The organism is Marinobacter salinus (genome assembly GCF_001854125.1).
GTDB lineage: Bacteria > Pseudomonadota > Gammaproteobacteria > Pseudomonadales > Oleiphilaceae > Marinobacter > Marinobacter salinus.
The window spans coordinates 1,884,051-1,902,221 of record NZ_CP017715.1 but is presented as its reverse complement, the minus strand read 5'-3'; the positions used below and the strand labels follow the sequence as shown (position 1 = coordinate 1,902,221).

13 protein-coding genes are annotated in these 18,171 nt (G+C 54.8%); 10 read left to right on the top strand and 3 right to left on the bottom strand.

The features are described from left to right. Window positions 1-121: 121 nt before the first annotated feature. Together BKP64_RS08720 and BKP64_RS08715 are read left to right on the top strand one after the other, a co-directional pair. Window positions 122-1,708, top strand: coding sequence for a DNA recombination protein RmuC (locus tag BKP64_RS08720; RefSeq protein WP_070973620.1), 1,587 nt, complete (start codon window positions 122-124; stop codon window positions 1,706-1,708). A gap of 5 nt (window positions 1,709-1,713) precedes the next feature. Further along, complete coding sequence (locus BKP64_RS08715) at window positions 1,714-2,571, top strand: hypothetical protein (protein ID WP_070968615.1); 858 nt, start codon at window positions 1,714-1,716, stop codon at window positions 2,569-2,571. A 6-nt stretch (window positions 2,572-2,577) separates the two neighbouring features. Here BKP64_RS08715 and BKP64_RS08710 read toward each other — a convergent pair whose 3' ends face one another. Further along, the gene (locus BKP64_RS08710; RefSeq protein WP_070973619.1) at window positions 2,578-3,597 is read right to left on the bottom strand and encodes an AraC family transcriptional regulator; all 1,020 of its coding nucleotides are present in this window, start codon (window positions 3,595-3,597) and stop codon (window positions 2,578-2,580) included. Between the two features lie 197 nt (window positions 3,598-3,794). Between BKP64_RS08710 and BKP64_RS08705 the strand changes: the two genes are divergently transcribed. After that, on the top strand, window positions 3,795-4,856 hold the full coding sequence (locus tag BKP64_RS08705) for a CaiB/BaiF CoA transferase family protein (protein WP_070968611.1): 1,062 nt from the start codon (window positions 3,795-3,797) through the stop codon (window positions 4,854-4,856). Between the two features lie 78 nt (window positions 4,857-4,934). Here BKP64_RS08705 and BKP64_RS08700 read toward each other — a convergent pair whose 3' ends face one another. Further along, window positions 4,935-7,757, bottom strand: coding sequence for a hypothetical protein (locus tag BKP64_RS08700; protein ID WP_070968608.1), 2,823 nt, complete (start codon window positions 7,755-7,757; stop codon window positions 4,935-4,937). Between the two features lie 413 nt (window positions 7,758-8,170). Here BKP64_RS08700 and BKP64_RS08695 point away from each other — a divergent pair, with 413 nt between their 5' ends. After that, window positions 8,171-9,685 carry a fumarate hydratase gene (locus BKP64_RS08695; protein ID WP_070968605.1) on the top strand — a complete coding sequence of 505 codons (1,515 nt, stop codon included), beginning with the start codon at window positions 8,171-8,173 and terminating at the stop codon, window positions 9,683-9,685. 67 nt (window positions 9,686-9,752) lie between these two features. Here BKP64_RS08695 and BKP64_RS08690 read toward each other — a convergent pair whose 3' ends face one another. Continuing rightward, entirely contained in the window at window positions 9,753-11,207 is a 1,455-nt protein-coding gene (locus tag BKP64_RS08690; RefSeq protein ID WP_070968602.1) for a protein adenylyltransferase SelO, read from the bottom strand. 77 nt (window positions 11,208-11,284) lie between these two features. On the opposite strand from BKP64_RS08690, the gene BKP64_RS08685 reads away from it, so the two are divergent. The 6 genes from BKP64_RS08685 to BKP64_RS08660 are packed head-to-tail and all read left to right on the top strand — an operon-like array spanning window position 11,285 to window position 18,139. Beyond that, on the top strand, window positions 11,285-12,223 hold the full coding sequence (locus tag BKP64_RS08685) for a hypothetical protein (RefSeq protein ID WP_070968598.1): 939 nt from the start codon (window positions 11,285-11,287) through the stop codon (window positions 12,221-12,223). Window positions 12,224-12,235: 12 nt separating this feature from the next. Then, the gene (locus BKP64_RS08680; protein ID WP_070968593.1) at window positions 12,236-13,039 is read left to right on the top strand and encodes an HAD-IIB family hydrolase; all 804 of its coding nucleotides are present in this window, start codon (window positions 12,236-12,238) and stop codon (window positions 13,037-13,039) included. A gap of 14 nt (window positions 13,040-13,053) precedes the next feature. Next, on the top strand, window positions 13,054-14,277 hold the full coding sequence (locus tag BKP64_RS08675) for a glycosyltransferase family protein (RefSeq protein WP_070968591.1): 1,224 nt from the start codon (window positions 13,054-13,056) through the stop codon (window positions 14,275-14,277). Beyond that, window positions 14,274-16,004 (top strand): sugar phosphorylase, encoded by a 1,731-nt coding sequence (locus BKP64_RS08670; RefSeq protein ID WP_070968588.1) that lies wholly within the window; start codon window positions 14,274-14,276, stop codon window positions 16,002-16,004. Before BKP64_RS08675 ends, BKP64_RS08670 begins: the two co-directional genes overlap by 4 nt. A gap of 14 nt (window positions 16,005-16,018) precedes the next feature. After that, a complete protein-coding gene (locus BKP64_RS08665; RefSeq protein WP_070968585.1) occupies window positions 16,019-17,140 on the top strand; it encodes a tRNA-queuosine alpha-mannosyltransferase domain-containing protein in 1,122 nt (373 codons plus the stop codon). 30 nt (window positions 17,141-17,170) lie between these two features. Beyond that, window positions 17,171-18,139, top strand: a complete 969-nt coding sequence (locus BKP64_RS08660) for an NAD(P)H-quinone oxidoreductase (protein WP_083329186.1) — start codon at window positions 17,171-17,173, stop codon at window positions 18,137-18,139. Window positions 18,140-18,171 lie beyond the last annotated feature (32 nt).

Below are 18,171 nucleotides of genomic sequence, written 5' to 3'. Positions count from 1 at the left end.
ATGGGGTAGACTGTAGCCTCCGACAATGCGTCTGGTTTTTTTGCCAGAAAATGAATAATGACAGGAGCGTTGCGCAGTGCCAGAGGCCGTCACCGAATTATTGAGATCCCAGCCTGATTTAATGGCCGGATGGATAGTCCTTCTGGTGATTGCGGTTATTGTGTTGGCTGCTGGGATGGCCCGCTCTGCGGCTAATAAACGAAGGTTGGCCGGGCAACTGGATGCAGTCGACAAGGAGCGCGAAGAAGCCGAAAACCTGCTCCAGGATGCCCGGCATCGGGAGGCAATGGAGCGACAGCAAACTGAACATCTTGAGCGGACACTCGATGAACACAAATCCAGGCTAATCAAACACGAACAGAAACTGGAGCAGTGGCGACAGCATGCGTCGGGGCTGGAAAACCGGGTCGCAGGGCTTGAATCAGACCTTGAAGGGCGCAAACACCGAATCTCGCAACTGGAGGCCGAGCGCCAGGCTCAGCAGAGCCGAAGCGAGGAGCTTGCCAAAGAGCTTCATGAAGCTCAGGTTCTACTGCGAGAGCAAGAGGTCACTCTGGATAAGGAGCGGCGGTCAACGTCTGAGAAGCTTGAATTGCTCGAGCGTAACCGGGATGCCCTGAAACAGGAATTTGAGAACCTTGCCAATAAAATCTTTGAACAGAAAAGCGAGAACTTCAGCCAGCAAACCCGTACCAGCCTGGACACGTTGCTCAATCCTTTTCGCGACCAGCTCCAGGACTTCCGGAAGCGGGTGGAAGATGTGTACACCAGTGAAACCCGGGATCGCCAGGCGCTGAGGAGTGAAATCAAGTCCCTTCAGGAGTTGAACCGTCAAATTACGGAAGAGGCGTCCAACCTTACTCGGGCTTTGAAGGGCGACAAGAAAATTCAGGGCAACTGGGGAGAGCTCATCCTTGAGCGGGTGTTGGAGAAGTCCGGCTTGCGCAAAGGCGTGGAATACGACACCCAGGGCAGTTACCGGGACAGTGACAACCAACTGCTTCGGCCCGATGTTGTTGTCCACCTGCCAGATAGCCGAAATTTGATTATTGATTCCAAGGTGTCGCTGTTAGCGTATCAACAGTGGGTTAACGAGGAAGATGATACCGCGAGGGAAGAGGCGCTCCGGCAGCATGTTGAAGCCGTGAGAAATCACATTCGCACGCTCAGCGAGAAGGACTACAGTCAGCTAAACGGCCTTCATTCTCCGGACTTTGTGCTGTTGTTTATGCCAATCGAGCCCGCCTTTGTGGCAGCATTTCAGCAGGACGAGAACCTTTTCGCAGAAGCCTTTGAGCGAAAGATTATTGTGGTAACACCCACAACCTTGTTGGCTACGCTGAGAACAATCGAAAATATCTGGCGCTATGAAAGGCAGAGCCAGAATGCCCGCCGGATTGCCGATCGGGCCGGTGCGGTCTACGACAAACTTCGGGTGTTCGTTGAGGCTATGGAGCGTCTGGGTGGGCAGTTGCATACGGCTCAAGGCAGCTACGACTCGGCGATGAACACCCTGACCAGAGGTCGTGGAAATCTGATCTCACAGGCTAATCGGTTTGTGGAACTTGGTGTGCGAGTCAAGAAGGAACTTCCAAAGGCTATTATGGATCAGGCGGAAGTGGATGCCGGAGATGAGCCGGGAGACGACGAATACGACCCGTCGGAGACTGAAGCGCAGGCAATTGGTGCAGATAATCAGCAGGAGTGAGTGCCATGGCAGTATCGTTTGATAAAGGTTTTCAGCTGGCCCGGGGACTTATCCTTGCGTCGGCACTGCTGGCCGGGCAGGCCTCCGCTCTTGCGCCCGAGCATGAGACGCGCCGGTTAATGCTGGCAACAGAGGAAGCGGTGGCTGCAGAAAACTGGGCTGAGGCGGGTGAGTACCTGAACCGGCTCCAGCAGCTTGAAGGCAACAAGCCGGCTGATTACTTCTATTACCGTGGTCGTGTCATGTATCAGGCTGCCCACTTGAATGAGGCGCAATCTGCTCTCGAATCCTATGTGGAGCAGGGGGGGGCTGACGGCAGCCACTACCAGGAAGCACTTAAACTCATAACGGGTATCGAGAAAGCCCGCAAGGAACGGGCCCTGGCGCCACAAGGCGGTAACTCGGACTCAGGCAAAATTGCATTGATAGAGCCGGCGGGTGATCAAAAGATTGCCTCGCTGCGCAAGCTCTACCTGGCGGACTCAGACCGTGAGGCGCTGACAATCCACCTTAACAGCTTGCTGGAAGTGGCGGGATGGCGTCAGGATCAAACCATTGTTCAGATGGACCGGCCGGCGGACGTGGAATACCGGGTCAGTGCGGCGGACAGCACCATTAATGTCCAGGAGATACGTCGGGATACGGGGGGACGAGTTGTTCGCAAAACCCAGTCCATGTCCGTATACGGTGTTAACCCTCAGGTTGAATGGGGCTGTGAAGCCGCCGCAGCAGCCTGCTGGATTTATGATCCGAGGGACGGTTCCCGGTTGCTGCAGTTGGCGGTCGATCGTGAACAGGCCAGGGAAGTGGCCCGGACACTGGGACAGCTTATCCGCAACCTTCAGGCGCCGGCTGATTCCTGACGGTGCCTATTCCGTCAGGTTGCCCCTTTCACCCTCGCGATAGGCTCCGGGTGTTACGCCCGTCCACTTCTTGAACGCCCGGTGGAATGTTGAGGGCTCGGTGAACCCCACTTTGGCGGCGATGTCATTGATCGGCAGCTCCTGTCGACTCAGATAATAAATCGCCATATCCCGTCTGAGCAGATCTTTGATCTCCTGAAACGAGGTGTTTTCCTGCTTGAGGCGCCGCCGGAGTGTCTGTGGGCTGGTGTGCAGTGCGGCGGCAATCCATTCAAAATCCGGCAATGGCCTGGAAAAGTCTCTGCCAATCAGGGCGCGAATCCGGCCAGTAAAGGTGTTGCTTTCATCCGGGCGGGACAGCAGGTCTGCCGGTGAGGTCTTGAGAAACTGTCTCATTTCAGACTTGTCCCGAATAACCGGTGCTGACAGGAATCGTTTGTCGAATGTGAGAGCCGTGCGGTCTGACCCGAATTCCAGCGGGCAATGGAAAATGTGGCGGTATTCGTCACCATGAAGCGGTCGTGGATAATCAAATTCCGCTTTTTCCAGCTCTACTGGCTGACCAATCAGCCAGCTTCCCAGCCGGTGCCAGATAACCAGAATACTCTCCCGAAGGAAGTAAGACGGATCGTGTATTTCACCTTCAATGCGGGTGACGAGTTGAGCTTTTTCACCGCTCGTTTCCAGCTCCATGGTAATCATGGGTTCGAAAAGCCGGGAAAACTGGAAAGCCTGGCGGTACACCGCCTCGAGATTCGGACAATCGATGACCAGCGCGCACATAGTCGCAAACGTCCCGCTGCGCGCGCGTCTGGGGCCGAAGCCCATGAACTCGTCCCCAAGCCGGCTCCAGAGTATCTGCATCAGACGACTGAACTGGTCACTGCTGACCCGTGCCATTTCGATACGTAAAAGATCCGGAGATATGCCGGCTTCCCTCAGCATATCGAACGTATCAAAACCAAGATTCTCCGCTCCGGTCAGGGCGGCCTGAACAAAGTGTCTTGAAACCGTCAGGTTGGACATGTCTCTCGCTATTCCATAAAAACGAAACCCATCATAAAACCCCCGTGAAACAATGCAACTGCCGAGCTGCCAACGCCGTGGCAGAATCGGCCAACTGAAATGAAGGAACCTGCGGTTGGCCCCGTCGGCAAAACCGTGCAGCATGAAACATTCCGGAAGAATCGACAAAAAGAAACCGACTACGTAAGGAGAATGCCATGGCAGGTCCTCTGACCTCTTTGAAAGTTCTGGATTTCAGTACCCTGTTACCGGGGCCGTATGCCACCATGCTGTTAGCCGACATGGGGGCAGATGTGCTGCGGGTGGAGGCGCCGGACAGGGTGGATCTTACGAAGGTAATGCCTCCATTTGACGGGAAAAACAGTACAGCGTTTTCGTATCTGACTCGGGGCAAGAAAACGCTTCCCCTGAATCTTAAGCAGGCTGATGACATTGAGAAAGTAAAGGAGCTCATCCACGACTATGACATCGTTATTGAGCAGTTCCGCCCGGGGGTTATGGATCGTCTCGGCATCGGCTATGAGACGCTGAAGGCTATCAACCCGAAACTTATTTACTGCGCGATTACGGGCTATGGCCAGACCGGGCCTTACCGGGACCGAGCCGGCCACGATATCAATTATCTTGCGTTGTCTGGGGTTAGCAGCCACTGCGGACGCGCCGACAGTGGGCCGCCTCCCATGGGCATTCAGATTGCGGATGTTGCAGGTGGTTCACATCACGCTGTGATGGGTATTCTCGCCGCAGTGATCCACCGGCAACAGACCGGAGAGGGCCAGTTCGTCGATATCAGTATGACGGATGCCGCGTTTGCGCTTAACGCAATGTCGGGTGCGGCTTGCCTTGCCGGTGGCCAGGAGCAGAAACCGGAGAGTTCCCTCCTGAATGGTGGCTCATTCTACGATTACTATCGGACAAAGGATGGTCGTTGGCTGTCGGTAGGCAGCCTCGAACCTCAGTTTTCGGCGCGTTTTTGCGACACTCTTGACCTCGCTGATATGAAGAGCCTGGCCCTGAGCCAGAAACCTGAGCATCAGCAAAAGCTCAAGCAGGCATTAAAGGAAAAGATTGCCGGGAAGACGCTGGCGGAGTGGCAGGCGACATTCGCCGATCAGGATGCGTGTGTAGAGCCGGTATTAACGATCTCCGAAGCGGCGGAGCATCCTCAGTTAAAGGCGCGGGATATGGTGATCGAGGTTGATCGGGGGGATGGCAAACTCCAGATGCAAATTGGAAGGCCTGTGAAATTTTCAGCCTGAGGTTTACTCGAGACATAAAGTACAGTCAAAAAAGAAAACCCAGCAAATGCTGGGTTTTCTTCGAGGGCATATTAAATATTAAGGGTTCTCAGGCGATGGAGCCTCGGCTTTCACAAAGTTAGCGTTGTTAAACTGGATCGAGGTCCCGTCATTCATGAAAAACGAGATAATGTTGGTCGCCATATCAGCAAATACAGCCTCCTGAGCTGCGGTTTCCGGTTTGATGATGGTGGTATGTGTACCAGCCTCAAATCGCACCGCGTTTACGTTAGCAGTGAGCCCGCCTGTCGCGGAAATCGTATCCGCTTCTAGATTCATGAACAGCGGTTCGGTGCCTGCCAATGGTGCTGGCAATGCATCTCCTAGAGGACGGGTGTATGTGCCTGCGTAAGCTACATCTGCGGCCACCGGAATCGTCTGATCTTGGGTGGATCGATCAGATCCGTCACCATAGATTTCATTCAAGTAGACTTTGCTTCCGCTATTTACGATTGACTCTCCGAAGTTATGAGGTTCGGCACTGTCTAAAGTGGCTTGAGCAACATTCAGGAAAAGCTCCAAATTGCTTGTGCCTTGGGTAAGTCCCGCTTGACCAAGCCCAGCAAGCACTGTTGCGCCGATCGAGGGCGAATTCTCAAGCAGTTTTGCAATGCCTGCACCAGGAGTAACCAGAGCTGCAGCGTTGAAGGGAACGATATTCTCGTTGCCAATCGTTGCTGCTTGGGCGGTGTCGTTCACTAAGGATACCAGCGATGTTCCAAGAATGCCGCCCAGTGAATGGCCAACGAAATAAACCTGCGAGCCGCCAGTGCCATCGGGCTGAACATTAACGTCTCTTTGAGCATCACCTCTTGTAGTCGGATCACCGTCGAGATCGGAATTGTCCAGGTCGATGTCATTGAGGTTGACAAGGCTGGCGTTCAGGTTCAACAGATCGACAACACCTTGTCGGTTGTTATCCCTTGCGGCTGGCAAATTGGATAAATTCAGGAAGAACTGGGCGGAATAACCCAGCGCTTCCTCTGGATCTGTGCTGTAAACCATCCGGGTTGGAGAGCCGCTCGCGTCCTGACCCCAGCCAAAGTGGCGCTCGTTCATCGGAAGTGGACTGTCGACGAACGAACCATCGACCAGTGTCTTGTCGACGCTTAGCGCTATGGAAGGGTCTGGGTCGCCAGTTGCAAGCGTGGGTGCGATACCATGAAGGGGCAGGTCGATTGCAACGGTTACGAAGCAAAAGTTACCCAACTGGTTGGCAAGAGCCAAGCTGTGTGAACGGTTACCAAAGATTCCGTGTTGGTAGACAACAACGTCCCAGGGCTTTGCCATTCCACAGGTTGCGCCACCGCCGCCTGGAATCACATTGCTGGGGTCCGGTACAGATACCAGCATCGGTACATTGACTGGGGTCGCGTTCTCGGTCGCAAACGGGAAACGGAAGGTAACCTTATCAGACGGGGGCGTTTCGCCACTTGGATCAATAGCGCCACCGACGATGGTCGAAGCGGACCAAGGTAGATTGAGATTGCTCGGATCAGTATCCGTCGGAGTTTTCAGATAATACGGAAGTTCCAGACTAGTCTGAAAAACAGATCCAGCCTCAGGGAGCCCGAGTCCAGCGGATGGTACACGGGTAGCTTCGATAAATTGGGTGCCAATTTCGCGTGGCTCAGGATTGCTGAAATCCGTTCCTGCCAAGGCCGTTTCAGTGCCCGCAGCACTAGCGCGCAGGTTCGCATCGCCAATACTTGCTACGGCGCCATCCGCTACCGCATCAAGCGTTCCCCACTGAGTACTCGGATCCAGCGTTTCAAAAGTGTCAGCGTTTGCCGCGAGGTATTCTGCAATTGCGTTCTGGCGAGTAGTTTTAATAGCACTCTTGTAAAAGAACTGTGCGGGGGAAGTAGCTGCTTCAAGTACGTCTGTTGTGCCTCCGGTTGTGAATGTCAGAGACAGTGCTACGTTTTCCGCGCTCAGGGGCGGCATTGAGGCGGCTTCCCGGCTCGTATTGGTAAGAGCACTGAAGTAACCCGCTGCCAATGCTTCCCAGCCTTGAATAGCGCCGCGAACTGGCTCCAGGGAGGAGGTGCCAAGGGGCTCGTCAGGGTTGCTGATATTTTGGTAAGAGGGTGAGCCTACCAAGCTCTGGCCGAGTGAATCTTTGACCTCATCTGTGACGACAACAAGGTACTTCTTTTTCGGGTCAAGCGGGCGCAGCGGCGTGATGCGCAGGACATTGTCCACTCCACCATCAAGTGAGACCACTTCGGCTCGAAATTCATTATTGAAATCAAATACAGCGGCGGCTGTGTCAGGACCAGGTGCAGCCTGCAAAGCAGCGAATGCGAGACCAAGATCAAAGGTAGGGGTTTCGCCCGGGAAGGATTCGCGATCGAGTACTTCTGTAATATCTCCGCTTTCGGCCAACTCAGCGATCAGGTCGGTGTAGTAGGAAGAGCTGTTGAGCAGTGCGTCACCGCCCGGAAAGTTTAGAGAGAGCAGGAAGACGTTTTGGTTCGGGTTCGGAGCCGGGGTTCCTGCACCTGCGTCAATTATAGGTTGCGCAACCACCGTTTCAGGATTGATAGAGCCAGACAACTTGATATCAAACTGAGCGGTCGTTGATGAACCGTCCATGTAGTCGAGTGCGTTGGTAATCGGGTTGTCTGTAGAGCCACTGAGTGTTCCGTCTGCGTTGGCACCTTGCTCGAATTGAAGGTCGCTAGGAACAGGCAGTTCACTGGTTACAGGATTGAAAATTGGCCAGGTTTTACCAGTGAAATCAGGGTTGGAAATCTTATAGTCCGGATTAGCATTCGCCCCCGTATCGCCACTGTCAAAGCAGCCTGTAAGTCCAAGGGAAGACGCCACGGCAAGACTTATTAGAGTTTTCTTGAACATGGGTGGAACCTTTTCCTGTTGTTGTGTCGTTATGTTCGGCAGCTGACGGGGCCGGTCTGATCCGGTAAGCCCGTTGTCAGTGGCCTGTTCTGCTTGAAACTGTTGTCTGAAATTGTAGCCAGCGCTGTGAGCCAATTTCTATATCTATGACTATAGCGACAGTATGGCACGTGTTGATCAGCCGAAAGTGTGATTCTGGTCCTTTGAATCCTCCCCGCACGGTTGGAGTTTGGCCTTTCTGAAAAATAGTTGGGACTTAACGGTTTGTCGAGGGCGCCGGCGGTCTTCGGCTGATCAGGCAGTGTATGGGTTCGCCATCTGTCGGGTCCCTTGCGTTCGCGTTTTTCTGGTAAACTCTTGCCTCCCGATTTTCCGATAACACGACACAACGATATCAAGCTGATGAGGCGCCTATGACCACCGTAATCCGCCAGGACGACCTGATTGAAAGCGTAGCGGACGCGCTGCAGTTTATTTCCTATTATCACCCGAAGGACTTTATCCAGGGCGTGTATGAGGCTTACCAGAAGGAAGAGTCCCAGGCGGCCAAGGATGCCATGGCCCAAATCCTGATTAATTCCCGCATGTGCGCGCAGGGCCACCGCCCACTGTGCCAGGATACGGGCATTGTGACCGTATTCGTTAATATCGGCATGAACGTTCAGTGGGATTGCGAGATGGCACTGGATGATGTGATCAACGAAGGTGTACGTCGCGCTTATACCCAGCCGGATAACGTGCTCCGCGCATCCATTCTGGCGGATCCGGACGGTAAGCGTCAGAACACCGGAGACAACACTCCAGCCATCATTCACTACAAAATGGTGCCGGGCGATACGGTTGAGATTCACGTAGCCGCCAAGGGTGGCGGTTCGGAAGCCAAATCCAAATTCGCCATGCTGAACCCGTCCGATTCCGTGGTGGACTGGGTATTGAAAATGGTTCCGCAGATGGGCGCCGGCTGGTGCCCGCCCGGCATGCTGGGTATCGGTATCGGCGGCACCGCCGAGAAAGCAATGGAAATGGCGAAAGAGTCATTGCTGGATCCGATCGATATCCACGATCTTCAAGCGCGCGGTGCCTCCAATCGTGCCGAGGAGTTGCGCCTTGAACTGTTCGATAAGGTGAACGATCTCGGCATCGGTGCCCAGGGCCTGGGTGGCCTAACGACGGTTCTGGATGTGAAGGTCAAGGATTACCCGACCCACGCCGCCAACAAGCCGGTTGCCATCATTCCGAACTGTGCCGCCACCCGTCACGCGCACTTTACTCTGGATGGCACTGGTCCCTCACTGCAAACCCCGCCGAGCCTGGACGACTGGCCGGAAATTACCTGGGAAGTGGGTGAGAATGTTCGCCGCGTGAACCTGGATACCATCACGCCGGAAGACGTGAAGGACTGGCAGCCGGGTGAGACGGTTCTGTTATCCGGCAAAATGCTGACTGGACGGGACGCCGCCCACAAGAAGATGGTCGACATGATCGACAAGGGCGAAGAGTTGCCGGTGGACCTGAAGGGCCGGTTTATTTACTACGTGGGGCCGGTGGATCCGGTGCGTGAGGAAGTGGTTGGCCCTGCAGGCCCGACGACAGCTACCCGCATGGACAAGTTTACCCACACCATGCTGGAGAAAACCGGTTTGACCGGCATGATCGGTAAAGCCGAGCGTGGCCAGGTCGCGATTGATGCCATCAAGGAGTTTGGCGCGGTTTACCTGATGGCAGTTGGCGGTTCCGCCTATCTGGTATCCAAGGCCATCAAACACGCCGAAGTGGTTGCGTTCCCGGAGCTTGGGATGGAAGCCATTTACGAGTTTGAGGTAGAAGATATGCCTGTGACGGTAGCGGTGGACTCACGTGGTTCTTCCGTGCACCAGACGGGGCCGGCCGAGTGGCACGATAAGATTATTGCTGCCAAGGCGGTCTGATTCGCTAGCCATAACGAAGATAAAAAAGGGTGAAGCCGAGGCTTCACCCTTTTTTATGCGTGCCCGGTCAGGAAGAACAACTGATGTTCAGGTGCTTGCCCCAGTCCGGGGGCAGCGCGGCGTATTGCTCGTGTTCGGGCTGTTCATCGAACGGTCTTTGCAGAACTTTCAGCAGGGCTTTCATTGGCTGGTAATCGCCGTTCTGGGCCTCCTGAATCACCTGTTGGGCCAGGTAGTTCCGCAGAATGTACTTGGGGTTTACCCCTCGCATGGCGTATTCCCGCTCATCATGAGCGCGCGTTTCCTTCTGCAAACGTTCTTCATACCGTTCCAGCCACTCATCCGCGACGCTGCGGTCTACGAACAGGTCTCTGACCGGAGCATGGCCATGGGCATAGAGGTTCGAGAGTGCCCGGAAGAAAGCGGTGTAGTCCACATGGTGTTCATGGAGCATGCTGAAGGTGTCCATGATCAGGCTGAGATCCGACTCTTCCTCCTGTAACAGGCCGAGTTTATCCCGCATGTTCTGAAGGAACCGCGCGTTGTAGGTAATCTCATATCGGCGCAGGCCCCGGCGCACAGAATCTTCTTCCACGATGGGCATCAGGGCATTGGCCAGATACTGGCAGTTCGTGAATCCTATATGTGGCTGCCGGTTGTAGGCATAACGGCCACCCTGATCCGTGTGGTTGCAGATATAGCCAGCGTCGAAATCGTCCAGGAACGCATAGGGGCCGTAGTCAAAGGTATCCCCGATGATGGACATGTTGTCACTGTTCATCACGCCGTGGCAGAAACCCACCGCCTGCCAGTCTGCGATCAGTCGGGCGGTTCGCTCCACCACTTCCTCAAACCAGCGGACATGGCGCTCGTCGTCCGGTAAGCCAATGAGGTGCGGGAAGTGGAGGGAAATGACATGCTCCAGCAGTGTCTTTACCGTTTCAGGCCCCTCATGGTGCGCGGCAAATTCGAAGTGACCAAAGCGTATATGGCTCTGAGCGACGCGTACCAGGGCGGCGGCCGTTTCGATAGATTCGCGGCGTATCGGGTCTTTGGCACTGACCATAAACAGTGCCCGGGTGGTTGGAATACCCAGGCCATTCATCGCTTCGCTGCAAAGGTATTCGCGAATGGTTGAGCGCAGAACCGCCCGGCCATCACCAAACCGGGAGTAAGGCGTCATACCCGCGCCCTTGAGGTGCCAGTCCCAGCGTCGGCCGTCCGGTGCAATGGTTTCCCAGAGTAGCAGGCCACGGCCATCTCCCAGTTCCGGGTTGTAGGCGCCAAACTGGTGGCCCGTGTACTTCATGGCCACGGGGTCCATTCCTTCCAGGAGCTCGGCGCCAGCACCCACTTGCGTCCAGTCGTCCTCTTTCTGGGTATGAAACCCCATCTGTTCCGCGAGCTCGTGGTTGAAACACACCATTCTGGCGCCTCTCAATGGCGTAGGCTGAACGCGGGTATAAAAGGAGTCCGGGAGTTCCAGGTAGCGATGCTCAACATGAAAACTCTTGCTACTCATAAAATGCCTATACTCCCATTTGGTACGAATACTGCTGTTATTAATCTACAACCACTTATACGAGCCGGAAAACCAACGTGTCAGACAGCGAGCTTAACAGAACCATCAAGGCCCTGATCGCGCAGGAAGGGCTCCCCGAAACGTACGCCCGCACGGTGGAACAGACCATTCTTCCGCTCGTGGACCATATTCTGGAACTTTATCAAAGGGAAGAGCGGCCTGTTGTCGTGGGTATTCACGGCGCTCAGGGCACTGGAAAATCGACGTTGACTCTGTTTCTTCGCGAGATTCTCGGGAAACACCGGAACTGTCCGGCTGCCAGCCTTTCCCTTGATGACATCTACCTTACCAGAGGGGAGCGCCGGGAACTTGCAGCCCGCGTCCACCCCCTGTTTGTGACCAGGGGTGTGCCTGGAACACACGACGTCGAACTGGGCTTGCAGATCATCAGGAAGCTCCAGGCAGCGCCGCCAGATGGATTTACGCCGATCCCTGCCTTTGACAAGTCCATTGATGACAGGGTTCCTGCCGATGCCTGGCCCGTGTTTAACGGTCGGGCAGAGGTGATTCTTTTTGAGGGCTGGTGCCTGGGTGCCCATCCAGAGCCTGATGCTGCGCTGGAACGTCCCATCAATCGACTTGAAGCAGAGGAAGATGCCTCTGGAACTTGGCGACACTATGTCAATGAGTGCCTTAAGGGCGATTACCATCGGCTATTCGACCAACTTGATAACCTGGTGATGCTCAAGGCACCTTCCATGGAGAGCGTTCTCGAATGGCGCACTCTTCAGGAGCATAAATTAGCGGCGAAGCTTTCTGGCGCACCAGATCAGGGCGTCACGAAAAGAGGCGCACAAAATCTGCGCATAATGGGCGATGACGAGGTCGCTCGCTTCATTATGCACTACGAACGCGTGACACGGTTTTGCCTGAAGGAAATGCCGCGCAGGGCAGATGTCCTCATTGAGGTAGGAGAGGATCACTCCCTTGGCAAGCCCAGATTCCGAGCCCATTGACGGAGACAACCCATGACAAAACCCCGGTTGCTGATCTTTTCTGACCTGGACGGTACCTTACTCAATCATGAAAACTATCGATGGGATGCCGCACGCCCTGCTTTGCAAAGGCTGGAGGCCGCCAGCATTCCACTGATTCTCAACTCCAGCAAAACGGCTCCAGAGGTCCGCAGTCTGCGTCGGGAGCTGGGAAATACCGACCCATTCATTGTTGAAAATGGTGCGGCTGTGGTGATTCCTGCAAAAACCTTTGGCAATGATGACGAACAGGTGGTGAATTTTGGGGCGCCCCGGGTTGAAGTATTGAAGGTTTTGGCGGTTCAGAGAGAAGCGGGTGCCCGGTTTCGGGGCTTTGAGGACATGTCAGTCCCAGAGTTGGCCGATGCCACGGGCCTGGATGCAGAGTCTGCCAAACGTGCGAAGGAGCGCCTTGGTACGGAACCGTTGATCTGGGAGGGTTCTGACGATGAACTGGCTGCGTTCAGGTCTGCGCTGGCAGCAGAAAACCTGCGCCTGGTCCAGGGAGGTAGATTCTTTCACGCCATGGGGATTTTTGATAAATCCGATGGGGCCCGCTTTTTGCTGGATAAATACCGGGAGCAGCACGGAGGGGAGGAGGTGATCGCCATCGCGCTTGGAGATAGCCCGAATGATCAGCAGATGCTCGAATCGGCGGACATCCCCGTTGTCATTCGTGGTGTTAACAGCGATGAGGTGCAGTTGCCATCGGCCAAACATGCTATGCGTTCCATCAAACCCGGCCCGGAGGGCTGGAATGAGTGTGTCCTTAACCTCCTGTTTGAGTACGGGTATTAGAGAGGAGAGCCGCCATGGGCGACTTTTACCAGAACGGAATTATCACAACCCTGCATAATCTGGTTCGCCGGCCGGTTGAAGATATAGAAGAAGAGCTGATGAGCTTTCGCAAGGCCCGGCCCATGTCCCTGGTTCTGCCTTCACTCTATTCCGAGCTGGAGGGGCCGGCTTTAAAGAATATCGTGCACGAACTGACCAAAGTGCCGTATCTGGAGCAGATTGTTATCGGTCTGGACAGGGCAGATGAAGCGCAATATCGCCACGCCCTTGAGTACTTTTCTGAGCTTCCCCAGAACTTCAAAGTTCTCTGGAACGATGGTCCACGACTTCGCGCGATTGATATGAAACTTCGGGAGCAGAATCTGGCTCCCACGGAAATGGGCAAGGGCCGGAATGTCTGGTACTGCTTCGGCTATGTGCTGGCCTCCGGAGTCAGTAAATCGGTGGCCCTGCACGATTGTGACATTCTCACGTATTCCAGGGATCTGGTCGCGCGCCTGATTTATCCGGTCGCCAATCCCGGATTTAACTACATGTTCTGCAAGGGCTACTACGCCCGAGTTGCGGATAATAAAATGAATGGCCGGGTCAGCCGACTGCTGGTGACTCCGCTCATCCGTGCGCTGAAGAAAGTATGCGGCCCCAACGATTTTCTGGATTACCTCGACAGTTACCGTTATCCGCTGGCGGGCGAGTTCTCTTTCCGTACAGACGTTATCAATGACCTGCGCATACCGAGTGACTGGGGACTGGAAATCGGCGTACTTTCCGAGATGAAGCGGAACTACGCCACTAACCGTCTGTGCCAGGTGGATATTGCTGACGTCTACGATCATAAACATCAGGAGTTATCACCGGAAGATGCCAGTCGTGGCCTGTCTAAAATGAGCATGGACATTTCCAAGGCTCTTTTCCGGAAGCTGGCCACCAATGGCGAAATCTTCTCCAGCGAGAAGTTCCGGACCATCAAGGCAACGTATTTCCGGATCGCCCTGGATTTTGTCGAAACCTACCAGAACGACGCCATTGTCAATGGCCTGACTTTCGATCGTCACAAGGAGGAGAAGGCGGTCGAGCTGTTCGCCCAGAATGTCATGGGAGCCGGGGCTTATTTCCTCGATAACCCGATGGACACGCCGTTTATCCCAAGCTGGAACCGGGTAACCAGTGCTCTTCCGGACATCAAGGAACAACTTCAGGAGGCTGTGGAGCTGGACAACGAGGAGTTCCGCCCATGACCCAGCCTTTGAAAGCCAAGCTGGTCTCGATGTTGGAGGTGGTTTATCCAGCACTGGACTGCGCATTTTTGGCTGATGAGCTCCTTGCCACCATAGGTGTGCCCCCCGATCACCCACCCCCACCGGCCCATCAGAACAACTGGGATGAGTCGGATGTGTTGCTGATTACCTATGCTGATACGGTTCGAAAGGCCGATCAAAAACCACTGGTGACGCTGCACAGGTTTCTGAAAGACTGTCTCTCTGACAGTCTTTCATCCGTCCATATCCTGCCGTTTTTTCCCTACAGTTCGGATGACGGCTTTTCGGTAATGGATTATCTTGCGGTCAACGAATCCCACGGTAGCTGGGAAGACATTGAAGCGATTTCGGGTGACTTCAAATTGATGTCCGACCTGGTGATCAACCATATGTCTGCCCGCAGCCGCTGGTTTGAAAATTTCCGGAAACGCGTGGATCCAGGTAAGGACTATTTTTTTGAGGGAAATCCGAAGGATGACCTCAGTGCCGTGGTTCGTCCCCGCACGTCTCCATTGTTGAATCCGGTCCAGACTGACGACGGTGAACGTTACGTGTGGTGCACCTTCAGCGAGGATCAGGTTGACCTGAACTTTGCCAATCCAAAGGTGTTGACCGAGTTTGTGGCCATCATTCGCCATTATCTTGAGCGCGGTGTCATCATTTTCCGGTTCGACGCAGTGGCGTTTCTCTGGAAGGAGCCGGGTACGCCCTGCATTCATCTGCAACAGACCCATGAGCTGATCAAGATCCTGAGGTTACTGATTGAACACCACAGTCCTTCGGCTGTAGTGATTACAGAGACCAATGTGCCCAATCGCGAGAACCTCACTTATTTTGGCAACGCCAACGAAGCCCATGTGATCTATAACTTCTCGCTGCCGCCTCTGTTGATCAATACATTGGTAACGGGTGACTGCAAGCACTTGAAAACCTGGCTAATGAGTATGCCGCCGGCTCAGATGGGCACTACCTACCTGAACTTTATTGCGTCGCATGATGGCATTGGCATGCGCCCAACTGACGGATTGCTGACAGATGATGAAAAGCAACGGCTGATCAATACCATGGACTCATTCGGAGGCAAGGTCTCCTATCGCCGCACGCCGGATGGCCGGGACCAGCCCTACGAAATCAATATCGCTCTTTATGACGCACTGAAAGGCACCGCAGAAGCCGGTGCGGACCATTGGCAGTTACAGCGGTTTATCTGTGCCCACACCGTGATGCTCGCTCTGGAAGGCATTCCCGCCTTTTACATACACAGCCTGCTGGCAACCGAGAACGACACTGAGCGAGTGGAACACACCGGGCGGCTGCGATCGATCAATCGCAGCCAGTGGCAGCTGGACGACCTGGAGGGTGAGCTCGCCAACCCTTTGAGTCATCACAGCAAGGCCTATAATGAACTCAAGCGCTTGATTGCCATTCGCCGGAAACAGCCGGCGTTTCACCCCAATGCCACTCAGTTCACATTGCACCTTGGCTTGCAGCTTTTCGCGTTCTGGCGCCAGAGTATGCGGCGGGACCAATCGGTGTTTTGTATCCACAATATCAGTGACGAAGTGCAGCAGGTCGCTCTCAGTGATATCAACCTGATTGGAACGGATCACTGGCTCGATTTGATCTCGGGTATGGAAATTGACGATCTTTCCGGCTGCATTACATTGAAACCCTATCAGAGTATCTGGTTGTCCAATCGGGAGTAGGGCAGAATGCGCCCATGTCCGAAAAGACCTCTTCAAGAAAGCCCCGGATCCTGCTGCTTTCCGCCTATGACGCCGGAAGCCACCGTCGTTGGCGTGAGCAGTTGGTGGCCAGTCAGCCCGGGTTTGAATGGCATGTGCTCAGCCTTCCGCCACGGTTTTTTCGCTGGCGGATTCGTGGCAATGCGTTGACCTGGCTGACAGAACCCCGCTTACAGGAAAGCTGGGATCTGTTGTTGGTAACTTCCATGGTGGACCTTGCGTCCATCCGGGGCTTCCATCCGCACCTGGCCAACACGCCATCGCTTCTGTACATGCATGAAAACCAGTTTGCCTACCCGGAATCTGAAGAGCAGCACGCCAGTATTGACCCACAGATTGTCAATCTCTACAGCGCCATCGCGGCCCACCAGGTGTTGTTTAACAGTGACTGGAATCGACGAAGCTTTCTGGAGGGCGTGGGGCAATTGTTCAGGAAACTGCCTGATGGCTTGCCGGGCGGCGTACTCGACGAGTTAACAGATAAGTCCCGGGTTTTGCCGGTTCCCATCGAGGACAGCCTGTTTGTGGAACGCATCAGGCCTTTGCAGCGGCAATGCCCGCACTTGTTGTGGAACCACCGGTGGGAATACGACAAAGGTCCGGACAGACTTGCCCTTTTTCTGGATGAGCTGGTGAACCGGGGCCAGGACTTCCGCTTGAGTGTTGTCGGTGAGCAGTTCCGGCATCGTCCGGGGGTGTTTGACACTATTCGCGAGCGCCACGGCAACCGGATTGTCAACTGGGGCTTTCTCGCCAGCCGTTCTGATTACGATCAGTTGCTGACGGAGGCCGATGTCGTCATCTCAACGGCTCTTCATGATTTTCAGGGCTTGTCCATGCTGGAGGCCATGGCATCTGGGTGCCTGGCTTTGGCGCCCGATCGCCTGGCCTATCCCGAGTATGTACCGTCGTCCCAGTTATACCGCAGCGACCCCGGCCATCCGGAGGCTGAGGCCAGAGCCGCAGCTGATTGTCTGATCAGGTTAATGCAGAATTCAGCGCGCTCTCAGGCCCCCTCCGGTTGGGGGTTGTCCAGGCTGTCAAACGCCTATGAAAGTATCATCATTACAACCCTGGAAAAACATGGGGTATCCTGAGTGGATATTTAAAATACCGGGATCTCAGACATGATGAAAGCCATTAAAGTCACTGGTGACTCCCTGAGCTGGGAGTCATGCGAGCCTTTCGAGGAACTGCCTGCAGACCACGTTGTAATCGATGTTGTCTGGACGGCTATCAACCGGGCGGATTTGATGCAGCGGGCGGGAGTCTATCCACCACCTCCCGGTGCCTCAGACACTCTGGGCCTTGAGGTGAGTGGTCGTATCTCTGCAACAGGTGAAGATGTGACTGGCTTTGAGCCGGGAGACGAGGTGTGCGCGCTTCTTACCGGCGGCGGCTATGCAACCAGGGTTATCGTCCCTGCGGTGCAGGTCTTGCCCATCCCGAAAGGTTATTCGCTTAAAAAAGCCGCGGCTATCCCGGAAGTGTTTGCCACCGCATGGTTAAATCTGTACCAGGAAGCAGGCTTGAAACCGGGAGAGCGCATGCTTCTTCATGCGGCCGCCAGTGGTTTGGGGACGGCCGTTATCCAGCTTGCGACGGCATTCGGCAATCCTGTTTTCGCTACGGCGGGGGATGAGAAAAAACTTGAGATCTGCCGCAATCTGGGCGCCAGTGGTGTCTGGAACCGGAAAGAAGGATCCTTTGTGGATGCCGTAAAGAGTTGGGGCGGTGTAGACATGGTGCTCGACCCTGTTGGCGGCGCTTACATCGCGGAGGACCAGAAAGTCCTGAATGTGGACGGCCGGATTGTTTTGATCGGCCTGATGGGTGGTCGTTCTGCGGAAGTGGATCTCGGGGTAATGTTGGTGAAGCGTCACAGGCTGATTGGCTCCACCCTTCGGTCCCGGACAGTGGAAGACAAGGGTCGCGTGATGCAGGCACTGCACCGGCATGTCTGGCCGCTGCTCAGTGCTGGCCAGATTGAACCCTTGATTGACAGCACATGGCCTATCGAGGAAGTCGAGGAGGCCATGGCTCACGTCGCGGAAAACAGAAATACCGGGAAGGTTCTGCTCAGAATTGCCGAGTAACCTTCCCGGTTTTCAATTGCCTGTGGCAGCAG

Bases quoted from the DNA above. Each gene is read 5' to 3' on its own strand.
- BKP64_RS08660 (WP_083329186.1), top strand. From the start codon at position 17,171: ATGATGAAAGCCATTAAAGTCACTGGTGACTCCCTGAGCTGGGAGTCA.
- BKP64_RS08690 (WP_070968602.1), bottom strand. From the start codon at position 11,207: ATGAGTAGCAAGAGTTTTCATGTTGAGCATCGCTACCTGGAACTCCCG.
- BKP64_RS08715 (WP_070968615.1), top strand. From the start codon at position 1,714: ATGGCAGTATCGTTTGATAAAGGTTTTCAGCTGGCCCGGGGACTTATC.
- BKP64_RS08665 (WP_070968585.1), top strand. From the start codon at position 16,019: ATGTCCGAAAAGACCTCTTCAAGAAAGCCCCGGATCCTGCTGCTTTCC.
- BKP64_RS08670 (WP_070968588.1), top strand. From the start codon at position 14,274: ATGACCCAGCCTTTGAAAGCCAAGCTGGTCTCGATGTTGGAGGTGGTT.
- BKP64_RS08680 (WP_070968593.1), top strand. From the start codon at position 12,236: ATGACAAAACCCCGGTTGCTGATCTTTTCTGACCTGGACGGTACCTTA.
- BKP64_RS08675 (WP_070968591.1), top strand. From the start codon at position 13,054: ATGGGCGACTTTTACCAGAACGGAATTATCACAACCCTGCATAATCTG.
- BKP64_RS08700 (WP_070968608.1), bottom strand. From the start codon at position 7,757: ATGTTCAAGAAAACTCTAATAAGTCTTGCCGTGGCGTCTTCCCTTGGA.
- BKP64_RS08720 (WP_070973620.1), top strand. From the start codon at position 122: ATGGCCGGATGGATAGTCCTTCTGGTGATTGCGGTTATTGTGTTGGCT.
- BKP64_RS08695 (WP_070968605.1), top strand. From the start codon at position 8,171: ATGACCACCGTAATCCGCCAGGACGACCTGATTGAAAGCGTAGCGGAC.
- BKP64_RS08705 (WP_070968611.1), top strand. From the start codon at position 3,795: ATGGCAGGTCCTCTGACCTCTTTGAAAGTTCTGGATTTCAGTACCCTG.
- BKP64_RS08710 (WP_070973619.1), bottom strand. From the start codon at position 3,597: ATGTCCAACCTGACGGTTTCAAGACACTTTGTTCAGGCCGCCCTGACC.